This window comes from Pseudomonas sp. AFG_SD02_1510_Pfu_092 (assembly GCF_003331055.1).
In the GTDB taxonomy this organism is placed as follows: Bacteria; Pseudomonadota; Gammaproteobacteria; order Pseudomonadales; family Pseudomonadaceae; genus Aquipseudomonas.
In genome coordinates this window covers 14,494-35,022 of sequence record NZ_PUQD01000057.1, presented here as the reverse complement: position 1 = coordinate 35,022, position 20,529 = coordinate 14,494, and the positions used below count along the sequence as shown (strand labels likewise).

Here is a 20,529-nt window from a genome sequence, read left to right as displayed (position 1 = left end):
GGGGGGCTGCCCCGGGCTTTTTTTTCCCCCCCACCACCGCTCCGGGGCGCTGCGGGGCCCCCCCCCCCCCCCCCCCCCCCCCCCGGGGGGGGGGGGGGGGGGCCCCCGGGGGGGGGGGGGGCCCCCCGCGAAGAAGCCGGCACAGAATTCAGCCCAACGGATACTTCTGCAGGTTCGCCATCATCTGCTGCAACGCCTGCAAACTGTCCTGCGGGTGCACCGCCCCGTCGAAGTCGCCGATCCGTGCCCAGCTCTCTGCCACCTGCTCCGGGGTAAAGCCTTCGCGCGGGTCGAAGCCGACCCCCAGGCTACGCTCCCAGCGCACCTTGCCGACCCAGCCGCCGCCCACTTCGAACAGCTCGCCGCTGCCTTGGCATTGCTCACTGCCCAGGTACACCACCAGCGGGCTGACCAGCTCAGGCTTGAGCCGTTCGAACACCTGCGGCGGGATCAGCCCTTCGGTCATGCGGGTGCCGCCGGTCGGGGCGATGGCGTTGACCAGGATGCCGTGCTTGCGCCCCTCGATCGCCAGGGTCCGGGTCAGGCCGTACAGGCCGAGCTTGGCCATGCCGTAATTGGCCTGGCCGAAGTTGCCATAGATGCCGGAGGTGGAAGCCGTGAAGATCACCCTCCCCCAGTTCTGCTCGCGCAGGTGCGGCCAGGCGGCCCGGGTGACTTTGTAGGCGCCCTCGACATGCACCTGGTAGACCTGCTCCCAGTCGCTGTCGTCCATCTTGTGGAAGGTCTTGTCACGCAGGATGCCGGCGTTGTTCACCAGCACATCGACCCGGCCGAAGCTGTCCATGGCCTGCTCGACGATGCGCGCGCCACAGCTGACCGAGTCATGGTTGGCGACAGCGCTGCCGCCGGCGGCGCGAATTTCCGCCACCACCCGGTCAGCGGCCGATGCGCTGGCCCCTTCACCATGGGTGGAGCCGCCCAGATCGTTGACCACCACCCGGGCGCCACGCGCGGCGAACAGCAGCGCATGGGCGCGGCCCAGGCCGCCGCCGGCTCCGGTGACGATTACCACGCGATCTTGCAGACGGACAGGCTCGCTCATGCTCAGGCTCCAGGCAGGTTCAGGTGCGCCGAGTGTCCGCCGCCGAGGGCAGGTGGACAATCAAGCTCACGCCGGCTGAATGCCTGGCAATAACGCAGCACGATGGTTATGGGGCCGCTGTGCGGCCCATCGCCGGCAAGCCAGCTCCCACACCAACCGCGCCGGCCTCCAGGCCTGCGCTGTGCTGGCGATGAGGCCCGCTCAGGACCACGCCACTTTTTGCCGGAGATAGCTCAGGGGCTGTTGTCGAAAAGCCAGGTAATGGCGCAGCACCTGCACCGGCGCTTCGGTGTGCGGATAGTGGCCGATGCCCTGAAGTTGCACGGTGTCCGGCTGCGGCACCAGTTGCCGGTAGCGCTCGACCATGTGCGCGCCGGACAGCGGGTCGACGATGCCGTTGATAAGACGCAGCGGCACGCTGCCGTGTTGCATGGCGCCAACCCAGCGGTCGCGGTGCAACCTGCGCTCTGGCAGGTAACCCGCCAGCTTGTGCAGGATGCGCGTTCCCCGGTTGGCGACGATCAGGCTCCAGAAGTCATCCAGCGCACTTTCACTGGGGTGGCTGCACGGGCCGTAGACCTGGGTCAGGTTGCGCACCAGGTCGTCGCGCCCGAACGAGCGGCCGACCAGCCAGCCCACCCGGCTGAGCAGCAGCTTCTGGATCAGCAGCATGCGGCAGCTTTCCGGGAACAGCCCGCTGTTGAGAAACACGCAACTGGCAATGTCGGCGCGCCGTTCATGATGCCGCGCCAACAGTTCCTGAGCCACGCTGCCCCCGTAGTCGTGGGCCAGCAGGTGCACCGGCTGGTCGACTTTCAGCTCGGCGAGCAGGGCCTGCTGCAGGTCGGCCTGCTCCATCAGGCTGTAGGCATGGTCGGGCGGTTTGGCCGAATCGCCAAAACCGAGCATGTCGCAGGCGATCACCCGGAAACGCTGGGCCAAAGGCCCCCACAGGTAGTGCCAGTCCCAGCTTGCGGTGGGGAATCCGTGCAACAGAAGCAAGGGCTCTCCTTGCCCTGCGGTCCAGTAACGGATGCGCTGGCCCCGGAACATGAAACTCTGTCCCCGGGTACGCCAGACGCACAATGGAATTTCGGCCAAAGGCATCAGAACGGTCCCGGTGAGGTGGGGTTGCTGGAATAGAGCAAGGCTGCGGTCATTGCATGTCACCTCGGCACGTACATGTGCTCTCTATGTCGAGGTTGAGTCTATCCAGCAGCCCGCTGGCTGAAACTTGCGTTGCCAGCCAGCTTGATGACTTGGCGAGTCAGTGGCGTGAACGGTCAGAGCAGCCTGGCTTTCAATGCAGCCGCCAACTCGGCCAGCCAAGGCTCGGCATCTGCTTCGGGGGTCACCGTCTCACTCGCGTCCAGGCGCAGCATCGGCAGCACTTCCGGCACGCCCAGTTCGGCAAACAGCTCGCGCATCTGCTCGCCGCCGCCACAATAGGTATCGCCATAGCTGGCATCACCCAGCGCGATCACCGCCCCCGGCAGGCCCCGCCACGCCGCAGGCAGGGTGTCACGAATGCTGCTGTACAACGGCATGAGGTTGTCCGGCAACTCGCCCATGCCTGTGGTCGAAGTTACCGCCAGCAAGGCGTCGGGAGCAAAACCTTCAAGGTCCTGCAACGTGGCACGCGCCGCATGCCAGGCCTCCAGGCCTGCAGCTTTGAGCAGGGTTTCAGCGTGGCGGGCGACTTCTTCGGCGGTGCCGTAGACCGATCCGGAAATAATGGCGACTTTCATCGAGTAGAGGATTCCGAAACTGAGTGAAAACGTAGGATACTAGCATTCAGCGCTGGCAAAAGGCCGGCCCTACCAAAGTTGCTACTCTCTGCCCTGCTTTGCCCCCCTGGTTTGCCCGATGGCCCGAACATGATCAACGCGCAACTGCTGCAAGCCATGGTCGACGCGTCCCATGACGGGATCGTGGTCGCCGAACAGGAAGGTGACGACACCATCCTGATCTACGTGAACGCCGCCTTCGAACGCCTTACCGGCTACAGCCGTGACGAAATCCTCTATCAGGATTGCCGCTTCCTGCAGGCCGACGACCGTGACCAGCTTGGCCGCGCCCGTATCCGCAAAGCCCTGGCCGAAGGCCGGCCGTGCCGCGAAGTGCTGCGCAACTACCGCAAGGATGGCAGCGCCTTCTGGAACGAACTGTCGATCACCCCGGTCAGGCATGACGCCGAGCAGCGCACCTACTTCATCGGTATCCAGAAAGACGTCAGCCGCCAGGTCGAACTGGAACGCGAGCTGGCCGAACTGCGCGTTCGTCCGAAACCCGACGAACGCACCTGAACCAAGCACGCCAGGCACGGTCAATCCCGATGAAGAAATCGCCGTCGAGTTCGATCATGCAAGCAAACTCGCTCCTGACCCAGGACGAACTGGACTTCATCCAGAACATGCAGCATTCGCCGCAATTGAACCGGGCCGACCCCATGTCGAGCCTGCTGGTCAACGGCGACCGCCGCATCCAGAGCCTGCTGACCCGTCTGGTGGCCAACGAGCAGGTCACCTTGCAAGCCCAGTTCAACAACCAGCAGATCAGCTTTCCGCTGCAACTGGTGGAAGACGAGTTTCACGCCCTGCACCTGCAACTGGGTTCACCGGAAATCTACGAAGACGGCCCCATGCTGCGCCCTTGGCGCCTGTCGATGGACCAGCCGAGCGCGCTGCTCGATGACCATGGGCAACAAAGCGGCCTGTGGGTGCGCGATATTTCCTTCAAGGGCACCTTGCTGGAAGTGCGCGGGCTGGCAACGGCGCCAGCCCGCTTCGAACTGCGCTTCGCCCCCGGCGGCATTCCCCCCATCGAACTGCATGGCGTGTTGAGCCGGCGCATCGGCTCGGACCTGGCTGCCTACGACCTCAGCCAAACCCCGCCCGAAGAAACCGAACGCCTGCGCGACTACATCCTCCAGGCCCATCGCCGGGCCCACCCCGAGCTGCACACTCAGGTATCGAGCTGACCGGCCAGAAACTGCCGCAAACGCTGGCGCATCACACTGCCCTGCGCGCCCAGGCAGGCAATAGGGCTGCCGGCCAGGCTGTCCTGCGCCAGTTCCGCCGCTTCACCGGCCAGTAACAACGGGCATTCCAGCGCAACCACCAGGCGCTCCAGGCGCCGGGTAAGCTCCGCCGTGAGCGGCTGATGGGAGAACAGCACCAGCGCATCGGGCTTCAGGCGTTCGCAGACCAGCGTCAGTTCCGCCAGCGGCTGCGCGCTCGCCAGGGGTGTCACCCGCGTATCATCGCTGGCCAAGGTCAGGCTGGTCACCAGCAACTCCAGCTCCTCGCACTGCCCCGCCAGCGGCGCCAGCAGCACCGTACGGCTGCGCGCTGCACGGGCAAGTTGCAGGCGGGTGAACACCCGGCCACGCAGGAACTGATCGAGCAACAGCCACTCGCTGGCCTGGCCGTAACCACGCTGCCCGGCCGCCAGGTCACGCCACATCGGCAGGAACACTTCGTTGAACACCTGGTCCAGGGTACTGGCGGCAAACACCTCGTCGAACAGGCGGTCGAGGCTGCCCAGGTCAAAACGTTGCAGCGCCTGGCGAACCTGCTGTTGCCAGCGCCCCCAGGCGTCCGCGGCAATACCGGCCTGGCCGGCAAGGGCATGGTCGCGCGCAAGGATGCTGCCGACCTTGCTCACCGCCACCCCGCGCTCCAGCCAGCCGAGGATGCGGCGGATGTCATCGATGTCGGCCTGCGAGTACAAGCGGTGTCCGCTGTCGGTGCGGGTTGGCTGGATCAGACCATGGCGGCGTTCCCAGGCGCGCAAGGTCACGGCGTTGACGCCGGTCAGGCGGGAAACTTCACGGATCGGGAACAGATCCTGTTGCATCAGGCCCGCATCGATCAACGGCTTACGTCCCTGTTCATTCATTGCCACGGGGTACCTTGTATGCGGTAGTTGAACACGCAGTCTACTACGACAGCGGCGGGCACGGATGGCTACCGTCTGCCGGCTGGCATTTGCCGAACAACGCCGATAGGCGATAATCCGCGCCCGATTCTTGCATGCACACTGCGTCGCCCACCACCCCGGGTCACACAGCCAGAGGGGCCGGCTACCCGCCAGCCCTGTTGCCAGGAGATACACGATGTCTACCCCACCCGTCACCCTGATGGTGTCGCGCCGCGCCGCCCATGGCCGCTACCAGGACCTGCTGGCCTGGCTGCATGAAGGCGAGCAGCTGGCCACCGACTTCCCCGGCTACCTCGGCTCGGGCATCCTCGCGCCGCCGCGTGATGGCGACGAGTTCCAGATCATCTTCCGCTTCAGCGACGAACCTACCCTGCATGCCTGGGAGCATTCCGCCTCGCGTCGCGCCTGGTTGCAGCGCGGCAACGGCCTGTTCGAGCGCCCCAAAGAGGCGCGCGTGAGCGGCATCGACGACTGGTTCGGCACCAATACGGTGCAAAAACCGCCGCGCTGGAAACAGGCCGTGGCCATCTGGCTGGCCTTCTTCCCGGTCTCGCTGGTGTTCAATCTGCTGTTCGGCCACTGGCTGGCAGCGCTGGACCTGGTGCCCCGGGTACTGCTCGGCACCCTGGCCCTGACGCCATTGATGGTCTACCTGTTCATCCCGCTGTCCACCCGCCTGCTGGCCGGCTGGCTGCAGCCGTCTGCGGCCACTGCCGGCGCCCTGCGTAGCCGCTGAGGCCAGGCCATACACGCGGTAGACAGTTCGGGTATGCTGGGCGGCAACCAAAGGACAGACAAGTTGACCGCCCCGAACATGAACAGCCCCATTCTCGTTACCGGAGCCAGCCAGCGCGTCGGGCTGGCCCTGGCCCTTGAACTGGCACAGGCCGGCCATACGGTGGTCAGTGCCAGCCGCAGTGTCCAGGCGCAGGCCGCCCATCCGAACATCGTGCAGTTCCAGGCCGACCTGTGCCAGGCAGCAGACCGCCAGGCCCTGATCGACTACCTGCACAACCATTACGACGGCCTGCGCGCGATCATCCACAACGCCTCGCTGTGGCTCGACGACGGCCTCGACAACCTCGAGACCATGTTCCGCCTGCATGTCGAAGCGCCCTACCACCTCAACCTGGCCCTGGGCGACCTGCTGGCCAAGGTGGAAAAGGCCGACATCATCCACATCTGCGACGAAACCTCTTCGCGCGGCAGCAAAAGCCACATCGGCTACGCCGCGACCAAGGCCGCATTGCAGAACATGGTGCTGTCGTTCGCCGAAAAATATGCGCCCACGGTGCGTGTGAACGGTATCCTGCCGGGGCTGCTGATCCTCAAGGAAGGGGGTGACGACGCCTACCGCCAGCAGACCCTGAAAAAGGCCCTGCTGGAGTTCGAACCCGGTGCCGGCCCGCTGATCGAGACGGTCAGGTACCTGCTCGCCAGCCAGTACAGCACCGGCAGCCAGGTGGTCATCAATGGTGGCCGCCACCTGAAGAACCGCATGACCTGAGAGAAGCCCATGACCCCACAGCAACAGCTCGAACTCGAAGCCGCCGCGTTCCGGCGCCTGGTCGAACACCTGCAAAAGCGCACCGATGTGCAGAACATCGACCTGATGAACCTGTCCGGTTTCTGCCGCAACTGCCTGTCCAAGTGGTACAAGGCCGCGGCCGACGAGCGCCAGCTCGATGTCAGCCTGGATGATGCCCGCGAAGCGGTGTACGGCATGCCCTATGCCGAGTGGAAAGCCCAATACCAGAAAGAAGCCAGCGCCGAGCAGCAAGCGGCGTTCGAAAAAGGAAAACCCCGTGACTGACCTGAACACCCTGCGCGCCAGCCTGGCCAGCGGCCAACATGTGTTTGCCGACACCTTGGCGTTCATTGCCGAGCATTACAGCTATCAGCCGCAGGCCTTCAACAATGGCGGCGTGGAGAACGCTGCCGGGCAGAACGAAGGTTCCTGCAAGACCCTGGGGCTGGCACTGCTGGAAGGGCTGAGCGACCAGCAAGCGCTGCTGGCCTTTGGCGAGCACTACCGTGATGTACTGGCCACACCCGGGGGCAGTGACCACGGCAACATCCGCGCGCTGATCAAGCACGGGCTGGCGGGCGTGAAGTTTGCCGAACTGCCTCTGGTGCGCAAGGCTTGAGATTGCCGGGGCCGCTTTGCGGCCCTTTCGCCGGCAAGCCAGCTCCCACAGGAGGGCGGTGCAGACAACATCAACCCAGGATTCTTCCAGGCACCCCGCCCTCCAGCCCTCCCCGCTGCAACCACTGCAACGCCACCGGCCACAGGCTGTCGCGAAACCGATCATGGAAGAACGCGAAGTGGCCAATTTCCCCGACCGAGATATCCACAGGCGCAATTCGCAGGTGCCGGTGCTCGGCAGCTTGCAGATAACCCAGCAGACGCTCGGTAGCCGCCACGGTGCCAAAAGGGTCATCGGTCAGGCTGATGGCCAGCGTTGCCGCCCGCACCTGGGCGAACGGCAACGCCTGCAGCGCGCGCCCACTGGGGCGTTGTTCATAACGCGGGGTAGGTGTGGCCCAGTCGTGCACCACGCCGGAGGGCGTGTCCTCCAGCCAGCCCAGGCGCTTGCCGGGGAAATAGCCGAATAGCCGGGTCAGCAGCGGCATCACCACATGCCATTTGCCAACCAGTTGCCAGCGCTGGCCCGCCGCATAATCGCGCCAGTAGGCGAACTGCGCCCCCACCATCACCACCCTGCGCAGGGTGCCCGCCGAAGGTGCCAGGCCGACGGCACAACCGCCGAAACTGTGCCCTACCACATCCACCGGCTGGCCAGGAAAATGCTCTGCCGCATGCCCCAGCATGGCTTCGAAATCCAGCCGGCCCCAGTCGCTCCAGGAGGCCTGAAAGCCGCGCAGCGAAGCCGGGCGGGACTCGCCGATGCCGCGATAGTCGTAGGTCAGCACATCACAGCCATTGGCGAACAGATAATCGGCAAAACGCGAGTAGTAGCGGCAGCGTACCGAAGTGGCAGCGTTGATGATCACCAGCGGGCGCTGGGGGTCAGGCAGGGCGTGGCGCCAGCAGAAGCCGCCAAGGCTGTAGCCGTCGGCTGCGGTGTGGCGAAAGGCAGTGGCGGGTTGGGTAAGGCTGCTCATGGCACATTCCCTGTTGTCGTGCGCCAAAGCTAGCAAAGATTCTGCAGGCTGTACCGGCCTCTTCGCGGGTGAGCCCGCTACCACAGGCATCTCATCAAGCCTGAAGGCAGTGGGGAACCTGTGGGAGCGGGTTCACCCGCGAAGAGGCCGGTACAGGCCGGCAGTGATTACAGCTCGACGCAGTCGAACTTCACATCGGTGGCAACGTCTTCGTCGTAGTTGACGTCAGCACGCTCGAAGCCGAACAGGTTGAGGAACTGCTTCTTGTAACCGGCATAGTCGGTCAGCGCGAACAGGTTCTCGGTGGTCACCTGCGGCCACATGGCCTTGCAGGCATCCTGCACGTCATCGCGCAGTTCCCAGTCGTCCAGGCGCAGGCGGCCCTTCTCGTCGACTTCGGCCGGCGCGCCGTCGGCACGGTACATGCGGTCACGGAACATACGGTCGAGCTGGTCCTGGGTGCCTTCGTGAACACCCTTTTCCTGCATGATCTTGAACACCATCGACAGGTACAGCGGCATCACCGGAATGGCCGAGCTGGCCTGGGTAACCACCGACTTGAGCACCGCCACGTTGGCGCCGCCCTTGATTTCGCCGGCCAGTTTCTTGTCCAGGCGCAGGGCGGTTTCGTCCAGGTCCTGCTTGGCCTGGCCCAGCGCACCGTGCCAGTAGATCGGCCAGGTGATGTCGCTGCCGATGTAGCTGAAGGCCACGGTGCGGGCGCCTTCGGCCAGCACGTCGGCGCCCGCCAGAGCGTCGATCCACAGCTGCCAGTCCTGGCCACCCATGACGGTGACGGTATCGGCGATTTCCTGCTCGGTAGCCGGCTCGATGCTGGCCTCGATGATGGTGTCCTTGTTGGTGTCGATCGCGGTCGACTTGTACGGCTGACCGATCGGCTTCAGCGCCGAACGCACCAGTTCACCGGTCTGCGGCAGCTTGCGCACCGGCGAGGCCAGCGAGTAAATGACCAGGTCGACCTTGCCGCCCATTTCGTTCTTGATCAGCTCGATGACCTTGGCGCGGGCTTCGTCGGAGAAGGCGTCACCGTTGATCGACTTGCTGTACAGGCCCTCGGCCTTGGCGAACTTGTCGAAGGCTGCAGCGTTGTACCAGCCGGCAGTACCGGCCTTGGTCTCGGTGCCTGGTTTTTCGAAGAACACGCCCAGGGTGTCGGCCTTGAAACCGAACGCCGCGGTGATGCGGGCTGCCAGGCCGTAGCCGCTGGAAGCACCGATGACCAGGACCTTCTTCGGGCCATCCTCGCGCACGCCCAGCTTGCGCGTGGCTTCGATCTGGTCACGGACGTTGAGCTCGCAGCCCTTCGGGTGAGTCGTGGTGCAGATGAAACCGCGAACCTTAGGATGAATGATGGCCAATGTCTGTACCTCGTCAGGTTTATGCCGGGGAAGCGCCGCATGGGGCGATTCCGATTTGATCAGAGGGTGAGACTACCCCCGCAGGTTATCCGACACATATTACGGGGTGATCAAAAGGATGCAAAACCGAGGTTTTCCTGTGCCGGCCTGTTCGCGGGCTCGCCCGCTCCCACAGGGACGGCGCAAATCCTGAAGGCTGGGAAATATCTGTGGGAGCGGGCAAGCCCGCGAAGAGGCCGGCAGAATCAGTCGCGGTGCCGACGGCGCCCGGTGATCATCGACCATGGCAGGTTTTCGCGCAGGCGCACGCTTTCGACGATGGCGCCCAGCACATGCACGCACACCAGCGCCAGCACCGCATTGGCCAGCCAGCTGTGCAGGTCCATCGGCCAGTCGACGCCCCACAGCGCGTCTATTTCTTGCGAGGCCCAGCCGGTCAGGCCAAGGCCGGCGATGCCGATCAGCATCAATATCATCACCAGGGCACCAATCGGCGAATGCCCCAGGCCATGGGTATGCTCGCCGCGCAACAGCTCACGGGCATGCCCGGCCACGCGCGTCGGGGTTGGCCAGAAGCCGGCCCACCGCGCGCTGGGCGGCCCGACAAAACCCCAGACCACACGCACCGCCACACAGGCCAGTGCGTAGTAGCCCAGCCACTGGTGCCAGTCTTCACCCTCTTCGTTGAAGAAGTAGTTGGCGAAGAACACCACGGCTATCGAAAGATGGCACAGCCGCAGGAGTGGGTCCCACAGCTGCACCGTGCCGTCGCTGTTCACTCCTTGACCTCGGACTTGACGGCCTTGCCGGTCACAGGGTCATGGTAGATCTCGACCTTGCGGCCTTCCTTGTCGAGACCATAGATTTCGTAGCAGTTGCCCTTGGTGACCTTGAACTTGTTGATCTTGTAGCCCTGTTCCTTGAGCTGCGCCTGGAATTTTTCCTGATCCTGCCAGGTGCTTTTATCTGCGGTGGTGCATTCGGTGGCCGCAAATGCCGTGCCGCTGCCGATCAAGAGGGTCAGGGCGATCAATGTACGCATGGGCATGAACTCCATTCAGTTGGGTGGGTAGCGCATCCCTAAGCGTAGTTCCGCGGGCCGGTTCGTGCTCATTCATTTGCTTTCCAGATCAATCGCAAAGAAAAACAAACTTAACAAATCAACCAAAGCCACCGATGCTTGTGGCCTTACGCCCATCGCACGGAGAACAACAACATGAACGACGTGGTCATCGTCGCCGCAACCCGTACCGCCATCGGCAGCTTCCAGGGCGCCCTGGCCACCGTACCTGCGGTAGACCTCGGTGCCGCCGTGATCAAGCGCCTGCTGCAACAGACCGGCCTGGACCCGGCACAGGTCGATGAAGTCATCCTCGGCCAGGTGTTGACCGCCGGCGCCGGGCAGAACCCGGCACGCCAGGCTGCCATCAAGGCTGGCCTGCCGTTCAGCGTACCGGCACTGACCCTGAACAAGGTCTGCGGCTCGGGCCTCAAGGCCTTGCACCTGGCCGCCCAGGCCATCCGCTGCGGCGATGCCGAGGTGGTCATTGCCGGCGGCCAGGAAAACATGAGCCTCGCCCCCTACGTGATGCCCTCCGCCCGTACCGGCCAGCGCATGGGCCATGGCCAGCTGATCGACAGCATGATCAGCGACGGCCTGTGGGATGCCTTCAACGACTACCACATGGGCATCACCGCGGAAAACCTGGTGGAGCAATACGGCCTCAGCCGTGAGCAGCAGGACGCCTTCGCCGCCGAATCGCAGCGCAAGGCCGTGGCTGCGATCGAGGCTGGCCGCTTCGACGATGAAATCACCCCGATCGTGCTGCCGCAGAAAAAGGGCGAGCCCAAGGTGTTCGCCCGTGACGAGCAGCCGCGCCCGGAGACCACGGCCGAATCGCTGGGCAAATTGCGCGCGGCGTTCAAGAAGGACGGCAGCGTCACCGCTGGCAACGCCTCCAGCCTGAACGATGGCGCCGCCGCCGTGCTGCTGATGAGCGCGACCAAGGCCAAGGCCCTCGGCCTGCCGGTGCTGGCCAGGATCGCGGCCTATGCCAGTGCAGGTGTAGACCCGGCGGTAATGGGCATTGGCCCGGTTTCGGCGACCCAGCGCTGCTTGCACAAGGCTGGCTGGCAACTGGCGGAGCTGGACCTGATCGAAGCCAACGAAGCCTTCGCCGCCCAGGCGCTGGCGGTGGGCAAAGCGCTGGAGTGGGATGCGGCGCGGGTCAATGTGAATGGTGGGGCGATTGCCCTGGGCCATCCGATTGGTGCATCCGGCTGCCGGGTGCTGGTGACCCTGCTGCACGAAATGATCAAGCGGGATGCCAGGAAAGGCCTGGCGACCCTGTGCATCGGTGGCGGACAAGGGGTGGCCTTGGCCATCGAGCGTTGAATCAGCGATTGATGTAAACAGGCCCGGCCTCTTCGCGGGCTTGCCCGCTCCCACAAGTACTGCACACACCTTGAAATTTGTGCTGCACCTGTGAGGGCGGGCAAGCCCGCGAAGAGGCCGGGCCTGCTTGCAAAGAAACCGCAGATATCAGAACCGCTCATCGGCAATAGCCGGCAAAGTCAGTTCGCGCACATAACTCGCCGCCGACAATTCCAGCAGCGTGCGCACCATCAGCACCACATCGTGCAGCGGTATCAGCCCCCCTTCCCCCCGCACTGCAGCCTCGGCCAACGGCACCTCCAGACCATCCTCGGTATTCAGGTAGCCCAGGTTCAGGCACGTCACCCCAAGCCCCTGCTCCCGATAACCTTCACGCAAGGCCTCGGCAATGCCGTGCAGGGCGAACTTGGAAGCGGCGAAGGTGACTTCCGGGCGACCGCTCTGGGGCAGACCCGAAGTGGAACCGGTAAGGATGATCCGTGGTTTTTCGCTTTCCAGCAGCAGCGGCAGCAGGCGCTTGATCAACAGGATGGTTGCCGTGATGTTGCAGTCGACCATGCGCTGCAATTGCGCATCGCGGTCGGCGAGGAAGCTGTAGTGCGCTTCGAAGGCCTCGGCTTCCCACAAGCCGAGGTTGTAGATCAGAGTGTCCACCCCGCCATCGGCCAGTGCCCGGGCGATGGTCTCGACGGCCGTAACCGGCTGGCCGAGGTCGGCTTCGATCCAGCGGGTTTCGATGTCCTTGCCGATGTTCATTGCAGCTGGTTTGGCGCGCGACACACCAATCATTGTATCGCCCGGTTTTCCCAACCCTTCCATGAAGGCCTTGCCCAGGCCCTTGCTGGCGCCGACTACCAGAACTCTCATCGCATCACTCCCTGTCGATTTGAATCGGAGCCGGCATTCTAGGGGGTTTTTAGTGTCTGTGCCGGCCTCTTCGCGGGTAAACCCGCTCCCACAGCAGCACCACTGCACTCAAGTTGTGCACGGTACCTGTGGGAGCGGGTTTACCCGCGAAGAGGCCGGTACAGCCAGCGAAGAATCAGGCAGTGCCACGCAGCTCGCGGGCAGCGGCGACCATGTTCACCAGCGCTGCCTCGGTCTCCGGCCAGCCACGGGTCTTCAGCCCGCAATCCGGGTTGACCCACAAGCGCTCGGCCGGGATACGCCGGGCAGCCTTGCGCAGCAGCTTGACCATTTCCTCACGGGTCGGCACCCGTGGCGAATGAATGTCATACACACCCGGGCCGATCTCGTTGGGATAGGCGAACCGCTCGAAGGCAGCCAGCAGCTCCATGTCGGACCGCGAGGTCTCGATGGTGATCACGTCGGCATCCATCGCGGCGATCGACTCGATCACATCGTTGAACTCGCTGTAGCACATGTGGGTATGAATCTGGGTTTCGTCACGTACCCCTGAAGCACACAGGCGGAAGGCCTCGGTGGCCCATTCCAGGTAATGGGCCCAGGCGCCATGGCGCAGCGGCAAGCCTTCACGGAATGCCGCTTCGTCGATCTGCACGACCCTGATACCCGCCGCTTCCAGGTCGAGCACTTCGTCGCGGATCGCCAGCGCCAGCTGGCGCGCCTGCACTTCGCGGCTCACATCCTCACGCGGGAACGACCACATCAGCATGGTCACCGGGCCGGTCAGCATGCCCTTCATCACCTTGCTGGTCAGGCCCTGGGCATAGGTGATCCATTCCACGGTCATGGCCTTCGTCCGGCTCAGGTCGCCAACGATCACCGCCGGCTTCACGCAGCGCGAACCGTAGCTCTGCACCCAGCCGAAGCGGGTGAAGGCATAGCCATCGATCTGCTCGGCGAAGTACTCGACCATGTCGTTGCGCTCGGCCTCGCCGTGCACCAGTACATCCAGGCCCAGGTCTTCCTGGATTTTCACCGCATGGCGGATCTCGCTGTGCATGGCTTCGACGTAATCGGCCTCGGTCAGCTTGCCCTGCTTGTAGGCCTGGCGTGCCAGGCGAATCGCCGAGGTCTGCGGGAACGAGCCGATGGTGGTGGTCGGGAACGCCGGCAGGTCGAGGCCCGCGCGCTGCTTGACGATACGCTGGGCAAACGCCGAGTGGCGCTGGCTGTCTGCAGGCTTGACCGCCGCCAGGCGGGCCTGCACATCGGGCTTGTGAATACGTGGTGAAGCGGCGCGGCTGGCCTGCACGGCCTGGCTCTGCGCCAGCGCGGCAGCCACATCGCTGGCTTGCGGGGCATTGATGGCCTTGGCCAGCAGCGCCACCTCCTGGCATTTCTGTACGGCAAAGGCCAGCCAGCTGCGCAGTTCGGCATCCAGTTGATCCTCGCGGGCCAGGTCTACCGGGCTGTGCAGCAGCGAGCAGGACGGTGCTATCCACAGCCGCTCACCCAGCCGCTCATGGGCATGGCGCAGCACTTGTAGTGCCTGCCCCAGGTCGCAGCGCCAGACGTTGCGGCCGTTGACCAGGCCCAGCGACAGCACCTTGTAGGCAGGCAGGCGGTCGAGAATGGTCGGGTACTGCTCGGGCGCCCGCACCAGGTCGATGTGCAGGCCATCGACCGGCAGGTTGGCGGCCAGGCCGAGGTTGTCTTCCAGGCCGCCGAAGTAGGTGGCGATCAGCTTCTTCAGCGGTGCGCGCTGGAGGATGTTGTAGACGCGCTCGTAGGCGTTCTTCCAGGCCTGGGGCAGGTCCAGGGCCAGGATCGGCTCATCGATCTGCACCCATTCGACGCCCTGGGCGGCCAGGCGATTGAGAATCTGGTCATACAGCGGCAGCAGGCGATCGAGCAGCTCGAGCCTGTCGAAATCGCCGCCCTTGGCCTTGCCCAGCCACAGGTAGGTCAGCGGGCCGATCACCACCGGCTTGACCGCGTGGCCAAGGGCCTGCGCCTCATCCACTTCTTCGAACAGTTGCTCCCAGCTCAGGGCGAACTGCTGGTCGGCGGTGAATTCGGGGACCAGGTAGTGGTAGTTGCTGTCGAACCACTTGGTCATTTCCTGGGCGTGCGCGCCGCCGCAGCAGCTGTCACCCACGGTGCCACGGGCCATGGCGAACAAGGTCTGCAGGGTGGGCCGGGCAGCGTCGTGGCTGCGAAAGCGCGACGGGATCACGCCAAAGGTCAGCGAGTGGGTCAGCACCTGGTCATACCAGGCGAAGTCGCCGACCGGCAGCAGTTCGATGCCGGCGTCTTTCTGTACCTGCCAATGGCGGGCTCGCAGCTCGCGGCCAACGGCGCGCAGGCCGGCTTCGTCAAGCTCGCCCTTCCAGTAGGCTTCCTGGGCCTTTTTCAGCTCGCGGTCGCGACCGATACGTGGAAAACCCAGGTTGTGCGCCAGTGCCATGTCTTGTCCCTCGGCATGCTTGAAAGAATGGAGGGGATTGTCCGGGCGCCGGCATCTTGAGACAAACTCATAAAATTTGAGATGAATTCAAGATTTTCTCATGTTAGTGAATGTGTATGGCTTCAAGGCTCATGCAGCACCTGTGGGAGCGGGCGCGCCCGCGAAGAGGCCGGCACAGGCACCCACATGTCTCATTCAGAGCACCACCCTGCGCATCCGGACATGACCCCACCCGCCGCCTGCCGCACAATGCCACCCTGACCAAACCAGGTACCCGGCCCCATGAGCCTGCTGAAAACCGCGTTGCGCGAAAACACCTTCGTCTGCGTCATGGAGTTCGTCCCCAAACCTTCCACAGAACGCTTCGCCGCCATGGACGCGATCCTCGCCCGGGCGCACCTGTGCGGCTGGCCAATGACCGTGGCCATTGGCGACCGCGTCGGCAGCCCGCTGGACATGTCGCCCCTCGACGCCCTCGCCTCGTTCGCCAACCCGGTACCGGCGCTGCCGCATTTCTCCGGCAAGGACCGTGAACGCCAGCACCTGCTCGCGCAACTGCAACGCATGGACGCCGCTGGCCTCGACCAGCTGTTGCTGCTCACCGGCGACCGCCTGCCCGGCCACCAGCCGGGCCAGCGCCCGGTGCGCTACCTGGAATCGGTCGCCGCCCTGCAGATCGCCCGCCAGGCCTGCCCGCACTGGCTGCTTGGCGCTGCGCTGAACCCGTTCAAGTACTGCGAGGAGGAAGGCGGCGCGCAATATTTCAAGGCCGAGAAAAAGCTGGCGGCGGGGGCCGACTTCCTCACCCTGCAGCTGGGTTTCGATGCCGGCAAACACCAGGAAGCCATGCACTGGATGCGCCGCCAGGCCACGCCCAGGCCGATGCTGGCCTGCCTCATGAGCCTTACCCACGGGCGCGCGGCGATGCTCGACCACGTGGCCGGGGTGACCGTCACGCCATCCATGCGCGACATGCTCGAAGCGGAAGCGGCGCAATCCAAGGCCTTTGCCCAGGCGCGCAGTGTCGACCGTCTGGCCTTGCAGATCATCGGCGTCAAGCTGATGGGCTACGCCGGCGTGCACCTGTCAGGGGTGCACGAACTCAAGCAGCTGCTGGCCCTGGAAGCGCGCATCGATCATTGGCAGGCGCAGGTGCACTCACTGGAACAATGGGCGCCAGCCTGGCAGGCCAGCTGGCAGTTGCCCGGCCTGCCGGCAGTCAGCTTTCACCCGCCACAGGCGGCCTGGCGCCAGGGCGAATCACGGGTCGATGCTTCGTTGAAGGAGAAAGCACGCTACCACCTGATGCACAGCCTGCATTCGCTGCTGTTCAGCCGCCGCAACGGCCTGAGCAAGGCCTTCGGCTGGGCCGTGCGTCAGCCGGTGTGGGCCACGCGCCTTGGCGCGCAGGTGCTGCACAAGGTGGAACGCGCGGTGAAGCACCCGCTGACCGGCTGCGACACCTGCGGCCGCTGCCGCCTGGAAGATACCTTGTACATCTGCCCGGAAACCTGCCCCAAGGGCCTGGCCAACGGCCCCTGCGGCGGCACCGCGCTGAACCGCTGCGAGTTCGGCGACCGCGAGTGCATCCACAGCGTCAAGTACCGCACGGCCAAGGCGGTGCGGCAAACGGCGGTGCTGACCGAGCGCCTGATCCCTTGCGTCGAGGTCGAGACGCGCCACCGCAGCTCGTGGCCGCAGTGGTTCGCGCCCCCTACATCACGCCGGCTCAGCCCGCAGCCAGCGCCTCGAAGCCAGCCCGAATCGTAGCTTCGGGCAGTTCGTCGGCGATGAACACCATGACGCTCTCGCGGGTTTCATCGTCGGCCCATTCGGCATCCCAGTCGAAGCCGTAGAGCTTGAGCACGCCCTGGAACACCAGTTTGCGCGTCTCACCGGCAATGTTCAGCACGCCCTTGTAGCGCAGCAACTGCTTGCCATGGGTTTCCAGCAGTTCATTCATGAAAGCGCTGAGCCGGTCGATGTCCAGCGCGGTTTCGGTGCGCAGCACCAGGGTGGAGATCCGGTCCGGGGTAGCGGGCTTGAGCAGTGGGCGCAGCGTCGGTTTCAGGTTCGCACCCAGGTCGGGGTTGAGGTTGAAGCCACGTACATCCAGCAACTCGGCCAGGTCGATGCGGCCATGCTCGACCACGCGGGCGGCTGCGCGGCCATTGATGCGCGCCAGGCGCTCGCGCAGGGCCTCGACGGCGGCGGGCTCGACCAGGTCGGTCTTGCTCAGCAGCAGGCGATCGGCAAAACCGACCTGCGCCTGGGCGATGGTCTGGGTCAGGTGCAGCTCGGCATGGGCAGCATCGACCAAGGTGATGATGCCGTCGAGGATGTAGCGCTCACGCAGCTCCTCGTCGATGAAGAAGGTTTGTGCCACCGGCGCCGGGTCGGCCAGGCCGGTGCATTCGATGACCAGGCGGTCGAACGCGATCTCGCCGGCATCCAGGCGCTCGAGCAGCAGATACAAGGCGCGGGTCAGGTCGCCATGGATGCTGCAGCATACGCAGCCATTGGCCAGGGTCATCACCTGTACCGGCTGGTCGCCGAGCAACTGGCTGTCGATGCCGGCCTCGCTGAATTCGTTCTCGATCACGGCGATCTTCAGGCCATGCTCGGCCTTGAGCATGTGCTTGAGCAAGGTGGTCTTGCCGGCACCGAGAAAGCCGGTGAGTACGGTTACGGGAATGGGCGTCTGCACGCAGAACATCTCCTGTGCGGAAAAAACACTGGCCTCATCGCCGGCAAGCCGGCTCCCACAGGTACCACGCAAACCTTGAGGCCTGCGGGGAACCTGTGGAAGCCGGCTTGCCGGCGATGAGGCCGGGACAGGTTAACGCTTAAGGCTCAACAGCACTTGGGCCCGGACTTGCCACCGTAACGCGCTTCCTGGCGTTCGCGGAAGAACGCCTCGTAGCTCATCACCGGCTTGTCCGGGTGCGTCTTCTGCATGTGCTCGACATAGTTGTCGTAGTCGGGCATGCCGACCATCAGGCGGGCTGCCTGCCCCAGGTACTTACCCAGTCGCCCCAGGTCGTTGAACATCGCAGCAATCCTCTCAAGCGTCAGGCAGGGCCTGGAACGGGGTTTCCTTGTCGGTGCGCTCCTTGCGGCCGAGGGCGGCGAAGCCGACCTTGACGGCGAAGAACAGCACACTGAACACCACCACCAGGAACAGCACGGTCAGGCCGGCGTTGGTGTAGGCGTTGAAGATCACGTGCTGCATCTGCCCGATGTCCTTGGCCGGGGCCAGTACCTGGCCGGCGTCCAGCGCGGTGCTGTACTTCTTGGCCAGGGCCAGGAAGCCGACTGCCGGGTTCGGGTCGAACAGCTTGATCAGGCCTGCGGTGGTGGTGCAGATCAGCAGCCACACAGCCGGCAGCAGGGTGACCCAGACGTAGCGCTGGCGCTTCATCTTGATCAGCACCACGGTGCCGAGCATCAGCGCGATACCGGCCAGCATCTGGTTGGAGATGCCGAACAGCGGCCACAGGGTGTTGATGCCACCCAGCGGGTCGATCACGCCCTGGTACAGCAGGTAGCCCCACAGCGCCACGCAGCCGGCGGTACCGATCAGGTTGGCTGTCCACGACTCGGTGCGTTTGAGCGCCGGCACGAAGCTGCCCAGCAGGTCCTGCAGCATGAAGCGCCCGGCACGCGTACCGGCGTCCACCGCAGTGAGGATGAACAGCGCCTCGAACAGGATCGCGAAGTGGTACCAGAAGGCCATGGTGTTTTCACCCGGCAACACCTGGTGCAGGATCTGCGCGATCCCCACCGCCAGGGTCGGCGCACCACCGGCACGGGCCAGGATGGTGTGCTCGCCAATGTCGCGGGCGGTGGCTTCAAGCTGCTCCGGAGTGATCAGGAAGCCCCAGCTGCTGACCGTTTGCGCTACCGATGCCACATCGGCACCGACCACGGCGGCCGGGCTGTTCATGGCGAAGTACACGCCCGGCTCGATCACCGAAGCGGCGACCATGGCCATGATGGCGACGAACGATTCCATCAGCATGCCGCCGTAACCGATGTAGCGGGCGTTGGTTTCGTTGTCCAGCAGCTTCGGCGTGGTCCCCGAGGAGATCAGCGCATGGAAGCCGGACACCGCACCACAGGCAATGGTGATGAACAGGAACGGGAACAGGGTGCCCTTCCACACCGGGCCGGTGCCGTCGGTGAACTGGGTCAGCGCCGGCATTTTCAGCTCGGGGGCGATGATCAGGATACCGATGGCCAGGCCGACGATGGTGCCGATCTTGAGGAAGGTCGACAGGTAGTCACGCGGTGCCAGCACCAGCCATACCGGCAGCACCGCAGCGACGAAGCCGTAGCCCACCAGCATCCAGGTGATCTGCACGCCGGTGAAGGTGAACGCCGGGCCCCAGGTCGGGTCGGCGGCAATCTGGCCGCCCAGCCAGATCGAAGCCAGCAGCAGCACCACGCCGATCACCGAGATCTCGCCGATGCGGCCCGGGCGGATGTAGCGCATGTAGATGCCCATGAACATCGCGATCGGGATGGTCGCCATCACCGTGAACATGCCCCATGGGCTTTCGGCCAGGGCCTTGACCACGATCAGCGCCAGCACCGCAAGGATGATGATCATGATCAGGAAGCAGCCGAACAGGGCGATGGTGCCGGGAATGCGGCCCATCTCCTCGCGCACCATGTCACCCAGCGAGCGACCGTTGCGGCGGGTGGACAGGAACAGGACCATGAAGTCCTGCACCGCACCGGCCAGCACCACGCCGGCGATCAGCCACAGTGTGCCGGGCAGGTAGCCCATCTGCGCCGCCAGGACCGGGCCGACCAGCGGCCCTGCGCCGGCGATGGCGGCGAAGTGGTGACCGAAGAGGATGTGCTTGTTGGTCGGAACGTAGTCCAGGCCGTCGTTGTTGAGCACCGCCGGGGTGGCACGGCGCGGGTCGAGTTGCATCACCTTGGTGGCGATGAACAGGCTGTAGTAGCGATAGGCGACCAGGTAGAGGGCCACTGCCGCGACCACGATCCACAAGGCATTGATCGCCTCGCCGCGACGCAGGGCAACCACACCCAGCGCGCAGGCTCCTAGGACTGCCAGCGCCAGCCACGGAATGTGGCGTAGCAGGCTATTATTGTTGTTCATGGTTTGCTTCCAGCTGGTGGATTGGAAAAGACCGCCCACCGAGTCTAGGGCGAGTCATCGCGCATTGCCATACTTGCTTTGGTCTAGAGCCTCTGCAGCCAGATTGCGGTACCTGATGCCTACACATTCAAACTATAGTCAGGTTGTTTACTTTAGGAC

21 protein-coding genes are annotated in these 20,529 nt (G+C 64.6%); 8 read left to right on the top strand and 13 right to left on the bottom strand.

The genetic code is table 11. The features are described 5' to 3' along the window. Positions 1 to 148 precede the first annotated feature (148 nt). From C6A77_RS20575 to C6A77_RS20565, 3 genes are all read right to left on the bottom strand, one after another. The gene (locus C6A77_RS20575; RefSeq protein WP_114171125.1) at positions 149 to 1,063 is read right to left on the bottom strand and encodes an SDR family oxidoreductase; all 915 of its coding nucleotides are present in this window, start codon (positions 1,061 to 1,063) and stop codon (positions 149 to 151) included. Between the two features lie 201 nt (positions 1,064 to 1,264). Then, entirely contained in the window at positions 1,265 to 2,170 is a 906-nt protein-coding gene (locus tag C6A77_RS20570) for an alpha/beta hydrolase (RefSeq protein WP_114171124.1), read from the bottom strand. A gap of 176 nt (positions 2,171 to 2,346) precedes the next feature. Further along, on the bottom strand, positions 2,347 to 2,811 hold the full coding sequence (locus C6A77_RS20565) for a flavodoxin (RefSeq protein WP_114171123.1): 465 nt from the start codon (positions 2,809 to 2,811) through the stop codon (positions 2,347 to 2,349). A 129-nt stretch (positions 2,812 to 2,940) separates the two neighbouring features. Here C6A77_RS20565 and C6A77_RS20560 point away from each other — a divergent pair, with 129 nt between their 5' ends. Beyond that, on the top strand, positions 2,941 to 3,369 hold the full coding sequence (locus C6A77_RS20560) for a PAS domain S-box protein (protein WP_114171122.1): 429 nt from the start codon (positions 2,941 to 2,943) through the stop codon (positions 3,367 to 3,369). Between the two features lie 56 nt (positions 3,370 to 3,425). Further along, positions 3,426 to 4,043: a hypothetical protein gene (locus C6A77_RS20555; protein WP_114171127.1), complete on the top strand. Its 618-nt coding sequence runs from the start codon at positions 3,426 to 3,428 to the stop codon at positions 4,041 to 4,043. Here C6A77_RS20555 and C6A77_RS20550 read toward each other — a convergent pair. Then, entirely contained in the window at positions 4,028 to 4,963 is a 936-nt protein-coding gene (locus C6A77_RS20550; protein WP_114171121.1) for a MerR family transcriptional regulator, read from the bottom strand. The genes C6A77_RS20555 and C6A77_RS20550 overlap by 16 nt on opposite strands. A gap of 217 nt (positions 4,964 to 5,180) precedes the next feature. Here C6A77_RS20550 and C6A77_RS20545 point away from each other — a divergent pair, with 217 nt between their 5' ends. Genes C6A77_RS20545 through C6A77_RS20530 form a run of 4 tightly spaced genes read left to right on the top strand, consistent with a single transcriptional unit; the run spans position 5,181 to position 7,152 of the window. Next, positions 5,181 to 5,741 carry an antibiotic biosynthesis monooxygenase gene (locus C6A77_RS20545; RefSeq protein WP_114171120.1) on the top strand — a complete coding sequence of 187 codons (561 nt, stop codon included), beginning with the start codon at positions 5,181 to 5,183 and terminating at the stop codon, positions 5,739 to 5,741. 33 nt (positions 5,742 to 5,774) lie between these two features. After that, a complete protein-coding gene (gene folM, locus C6A77_RS20540) occupies positions 5,775 to 6,512 on the top strand; it encodes a dihydromonapterin reductase (protein WP_114171119.1) in 738 nt (245 codons plus the stop codon). 9 nt (positions 6,513 to 6,521) lie between these two features. Further along, a complete protein-coding gene (locus C6A77_RS20535; protein WP_114171118.1) occupies positions 6,522 to 6,818 on the top strand; it encodes a DUF1244 domain-containing protein in 297 nt (98 codons plus the stop codon). Beyond that, positions 6,811 to 7,152 (top strand): HopJ type III effector protein, encoded by a 342-nt coding sequence (locus tag C6A77_RS20530; protein WP_161959682.1) that lies wholly within the window; start codon positions 6,811 to 6,813, stop codon positions 7,150 to 7,152. The genes C6A77_RS20535 and C6A77_RS20530 overlap by 8 nt, the downstream gene beginning before the upstream one ends. Positions 7,153 to 7,222: 70 nt before the next feature. Here C6A77_RS20530 and C6A77_RS20525 read toward each other — a convergent pair whose 3' ends face one another. The 4 genes from C6A77_RS20525 to C6A77_RS20510 form a co-directional block, all read right to left on the bottom strand. Continuing rightward, complete coding sequence (locus C6A77_RS20525) at positions 7,223 to 8,131, bottom strand: alpha/beta fold hydrolase (protein ID WP_114171116.1); 909 nt, start codon at positions 8,129 to 8,131, stop codon at positions 7,223 to 7,225. A 167-nt stretch (positions 8,132 to 8,298) separates the two neighbouring features. Then, complete coding sequence (gene fabV / locus C6A77_RS20520) at positions 8,299 to 9,510, bottom strand: enoyl-ACP reductase FabV (protein ID WP_114171115.1); 1,212 nt, start codon at positions 9,508 to 9,510, stop codon at positions 8,299 to 8,301. A gap of 245 nt (positions 9,511 to 9,755) precedes the next feature. After that, complete coding sequence (locus C6A77_RS20515; protein WP_114171114.1) at positions 9,756 to 10,289, bottom strand: cytochrome b/b6 domain-containing protein; 534 nt, start codon at positions 10,287 to 10,289, stop codon at positions 9,756 to 9,758. After that, positions 10,286 to 10,552: a PepSY domain-containing protein gene (locus tag C6A77_RS20510; RefSeq protein WP_114171113.1), complete on the bottom strand. Its 267-nt coding sequence runs from the start codon at positions 10,550 to 10,552 to the stop codon at positions 10,286 to 10,288. The genes C6A77_RS20515 and C6A77_RS20510 overlap by 4 nt, the downstream gene beginning before the upstream one ends. Before the next feature lie 174 nt (positions 10,553 to 10,726). Here C6A77_RS20510 and C6A77_RS20505 point away from each other — a divergent pair, with 174 nt between their 5' ends. Then, complete coding sequence (locus C6A77_RS20505) at positions 10,727 to 11,905, top strand: acetyl-CoA C-acetyltransferase (protein WP_114171112.1); 1,179 nt, start codon at positions 10,727 to 10,729, stop codon at positions 11,903 to 11,905. A gap of 147 nt (positions 11,906 to 12,052) precedes the next feature. Here C6A77_RS20505 and C6A77_RS20495 read toward each other — a convergent pair whose 3' ends face one another. Further along, on the bottom strand, positions 12,053 to 12,772 hold the full coding sequence (locus C6A77_RS20495) for an SDR family NAD(P)-dependent oxidoreductase (protein ID WP_114171111.1): 720 nt from the start codon (positions 12,770 to 12,772) through the stop codon (positions 12,053 to 12,055). A 175-nt stretch (positions 12,773 to 12,947) separates the two neighbouring features. Beyond that, entirely contained in the window at positions 12,948 to 15,239 is a 2,292-nt protein-coding gene (gene metE / locus C6A77_RS20485; protein ID WP_114171110.1) for a 5-methyltetrahydropteroyltriglutamate--homocysteine S-methyltransferase, read from the bottom strand. A 282-nt stretch (positions 15,240 to 15,521) separates the two neighbouring features. Here metE and C6A77_RS20480 point away from each other — a divergent pair, with 282 nt between their 5' ends. Continuing rightward, positions 15,522 to 17,009, top strand: coding sequence for a methylenetetrahydrofolate reductase C-terminal domain-containing protein (locus tag C6A77_RS20480; protein WP_114171109.1), 1,488 nt, complete (start codon positions 15,522 to 15,524; stop codon positions 17,007 to 17,009). On the opposite strand, the gene yjiA is transcribed toward C6A77_RS20480, so the two are convergent. The 3 genes from yjiA to C6A77_RS20465 all read right to left on the bottom strand — a co-directional run bounded on the left by yjiA (position 16,969) and on the right by C6A77_RS20465 (position 20,370). Next, positions 16,969 to 17,946 carry a GTPase gene (gene yjiA, locus C6A77_RS20475; protein WP_114171126.1) on the bottom strand — a complete coding sequence of 326 codons (978 nt, stop codon included), beginning with the start codon at positions 17,944 to 17,946 and terminating at the stop codon, positions 16,969 to 16,971. The two genes, C6A77_RS20480 and yjiA, sit on opposite strands and share 41 nt — an antisense overlap. A gap of 146 nt (positions 17,947 to 18,092) precedes the next feature. Beyond that, positions 18,093 to 18,290, bottom strand: a complete 198-nt coding sequence (locus C6A77_RS20470; RefSeq protein ID WP_003251633.1) for a YbdD/YjiX family protein — start codon at positions 18,288 to 18,290, stop codon at positions 18,093 to 18,095. A 13-nt stretch (positions 18,291 to 18,303) separates the two neighbouring features. Continuing rightward, on the bottom strand, positions 18,304 to 20,370 hold the full coding sequence (locus C6A77_RS20465) for a carbon starvation CstA family protein (protein ID WP_114171108.1): 2,067 nt from the start codon (positions 20,368 to 20,370) through the stop codon (positions 18,304 to 18,306). Between the last annotated feature and the right edge of the window lie 159 nt (positions 20,371 to 20,529).

Bases quoted from the DNA above. Each gene is read 5' to 3' on its own strand.
- C6A77_RS20575 (WP_114171125.1), bottom strand. From the start codon at position 1,063: ATGAGCGAGCCTGTCCGTCTGCAAGATCGCGTGGTAATCGTCACCGGA.
- C6A77_RS20570 (WP_114171124.1), bottom strand. From the start codon at position 2,170: ATGCCTTTGGCCGAAATTCCATTGTGCGTCTGGCGTACCCGGGGACAG.
- C6A77_RS20565 (WP_114171123.1), bottom strand. From the start codon at position 2,811: ATGAAAGTCGCCATTATTTCCGGATCGGTCTACGGCACCGCCGAAGAA.
- C6A77_RS20560 (WP_114171122.1), top strand. From the start codon at position 2,941: ATGATCAACGCGCAACTGCTGCAAGCCATGGTCGACGCGTCCCATGAC.
- C6A77_RS20555 (WP_114171127.1), top strand. From the start codon at position 3,426: ATGCAAGCAAACTCGCTCCTGACCCAGGACGAACTGGACTTCATCCAG.
- C6A77_RS20550 (WP_114171121.1), bottom strand. From the start codon at position 4,963: ATGAATGAACAGGGACGTAAGCCGTTGATCGATGCGGGCCTGATGCAA.
- C6A77_RS20545 (WP_114171120.1), top strand. From the start codon at position 5,181: ATGTCTACCCCACCCGTCACCCTGATGGTGTCGCGCCGCGCCGCCCAT.
- folM (WP_114171119.1), top strand. From the start codon at position 5,775: ATGCTGGGCGGCAACCAAAGGACAGACAAGTTGACCGCCCCGAACATG.
- C6A77_RS20535 (WP_114171118.1), top strand. From the start codon at position 6,522: ATGACCCCACAGCAACAGCTCGAACTCGAAGCCGCCGCGTTCCGGCGC.
- C6A77_RS20525 (WP_114171116.1), bottom strand. From the start codon at position 8,131: ATGAGCAGCCTTACCCAACCCGCCACTGCCTTTCGCCACACCGCAGCC.
- C6A77_RS20510 (WP_114171113.1), bottom strand. From the start codon at position 10,552: ATGCGTACATTGATCGCCCTGACCCTCTTGATCGGCAGCGGCACGGCA.
- C6A77_RS20505 (WP_114171112.1), top strand. From the start codon at position 10,727: ATGAACGACGTGGTCATCGTCGCCGCAACCCGTACCGCCATCGGCAGC.
- C6A77_RS20495 (WP_114171111.1), bottom strand. From the start codon at position 12,772: ATGAGAGTTCTGGTAGTCGGCGCCAGCAAGGGCCTGGGCAAGGCCTTC.
- metE (WP_114171110.1), bottom strand. From the start codon at position 15,239: ATGGCACTGGCGCACAACCTGGGTTTTCCACGTATCGGTCGCGACCGC.
- C6A77_RS20480 (WP_114171109.1), top strand. From the start codon at position 15,522: ATGAGCCTGCTGAAAACCGCGTTGCGCGAAAACACCTTCGTCTGCGTC.
- C6A77_RS20470 (WP_003251633.1), bottom strand. From the start codon at position 18,290: ATGTTCAACGACCTGGGGCGACTGGGTAAGTACCTGGGGCAGGCAGCC.
- C6A77_RS20465 (WP_114171108.1), bottom strand. From the start codon at position 20,370: ATGAACAACAATAATAGCCTGCTACGCCACATTCCGTGGCTGGCGCTG.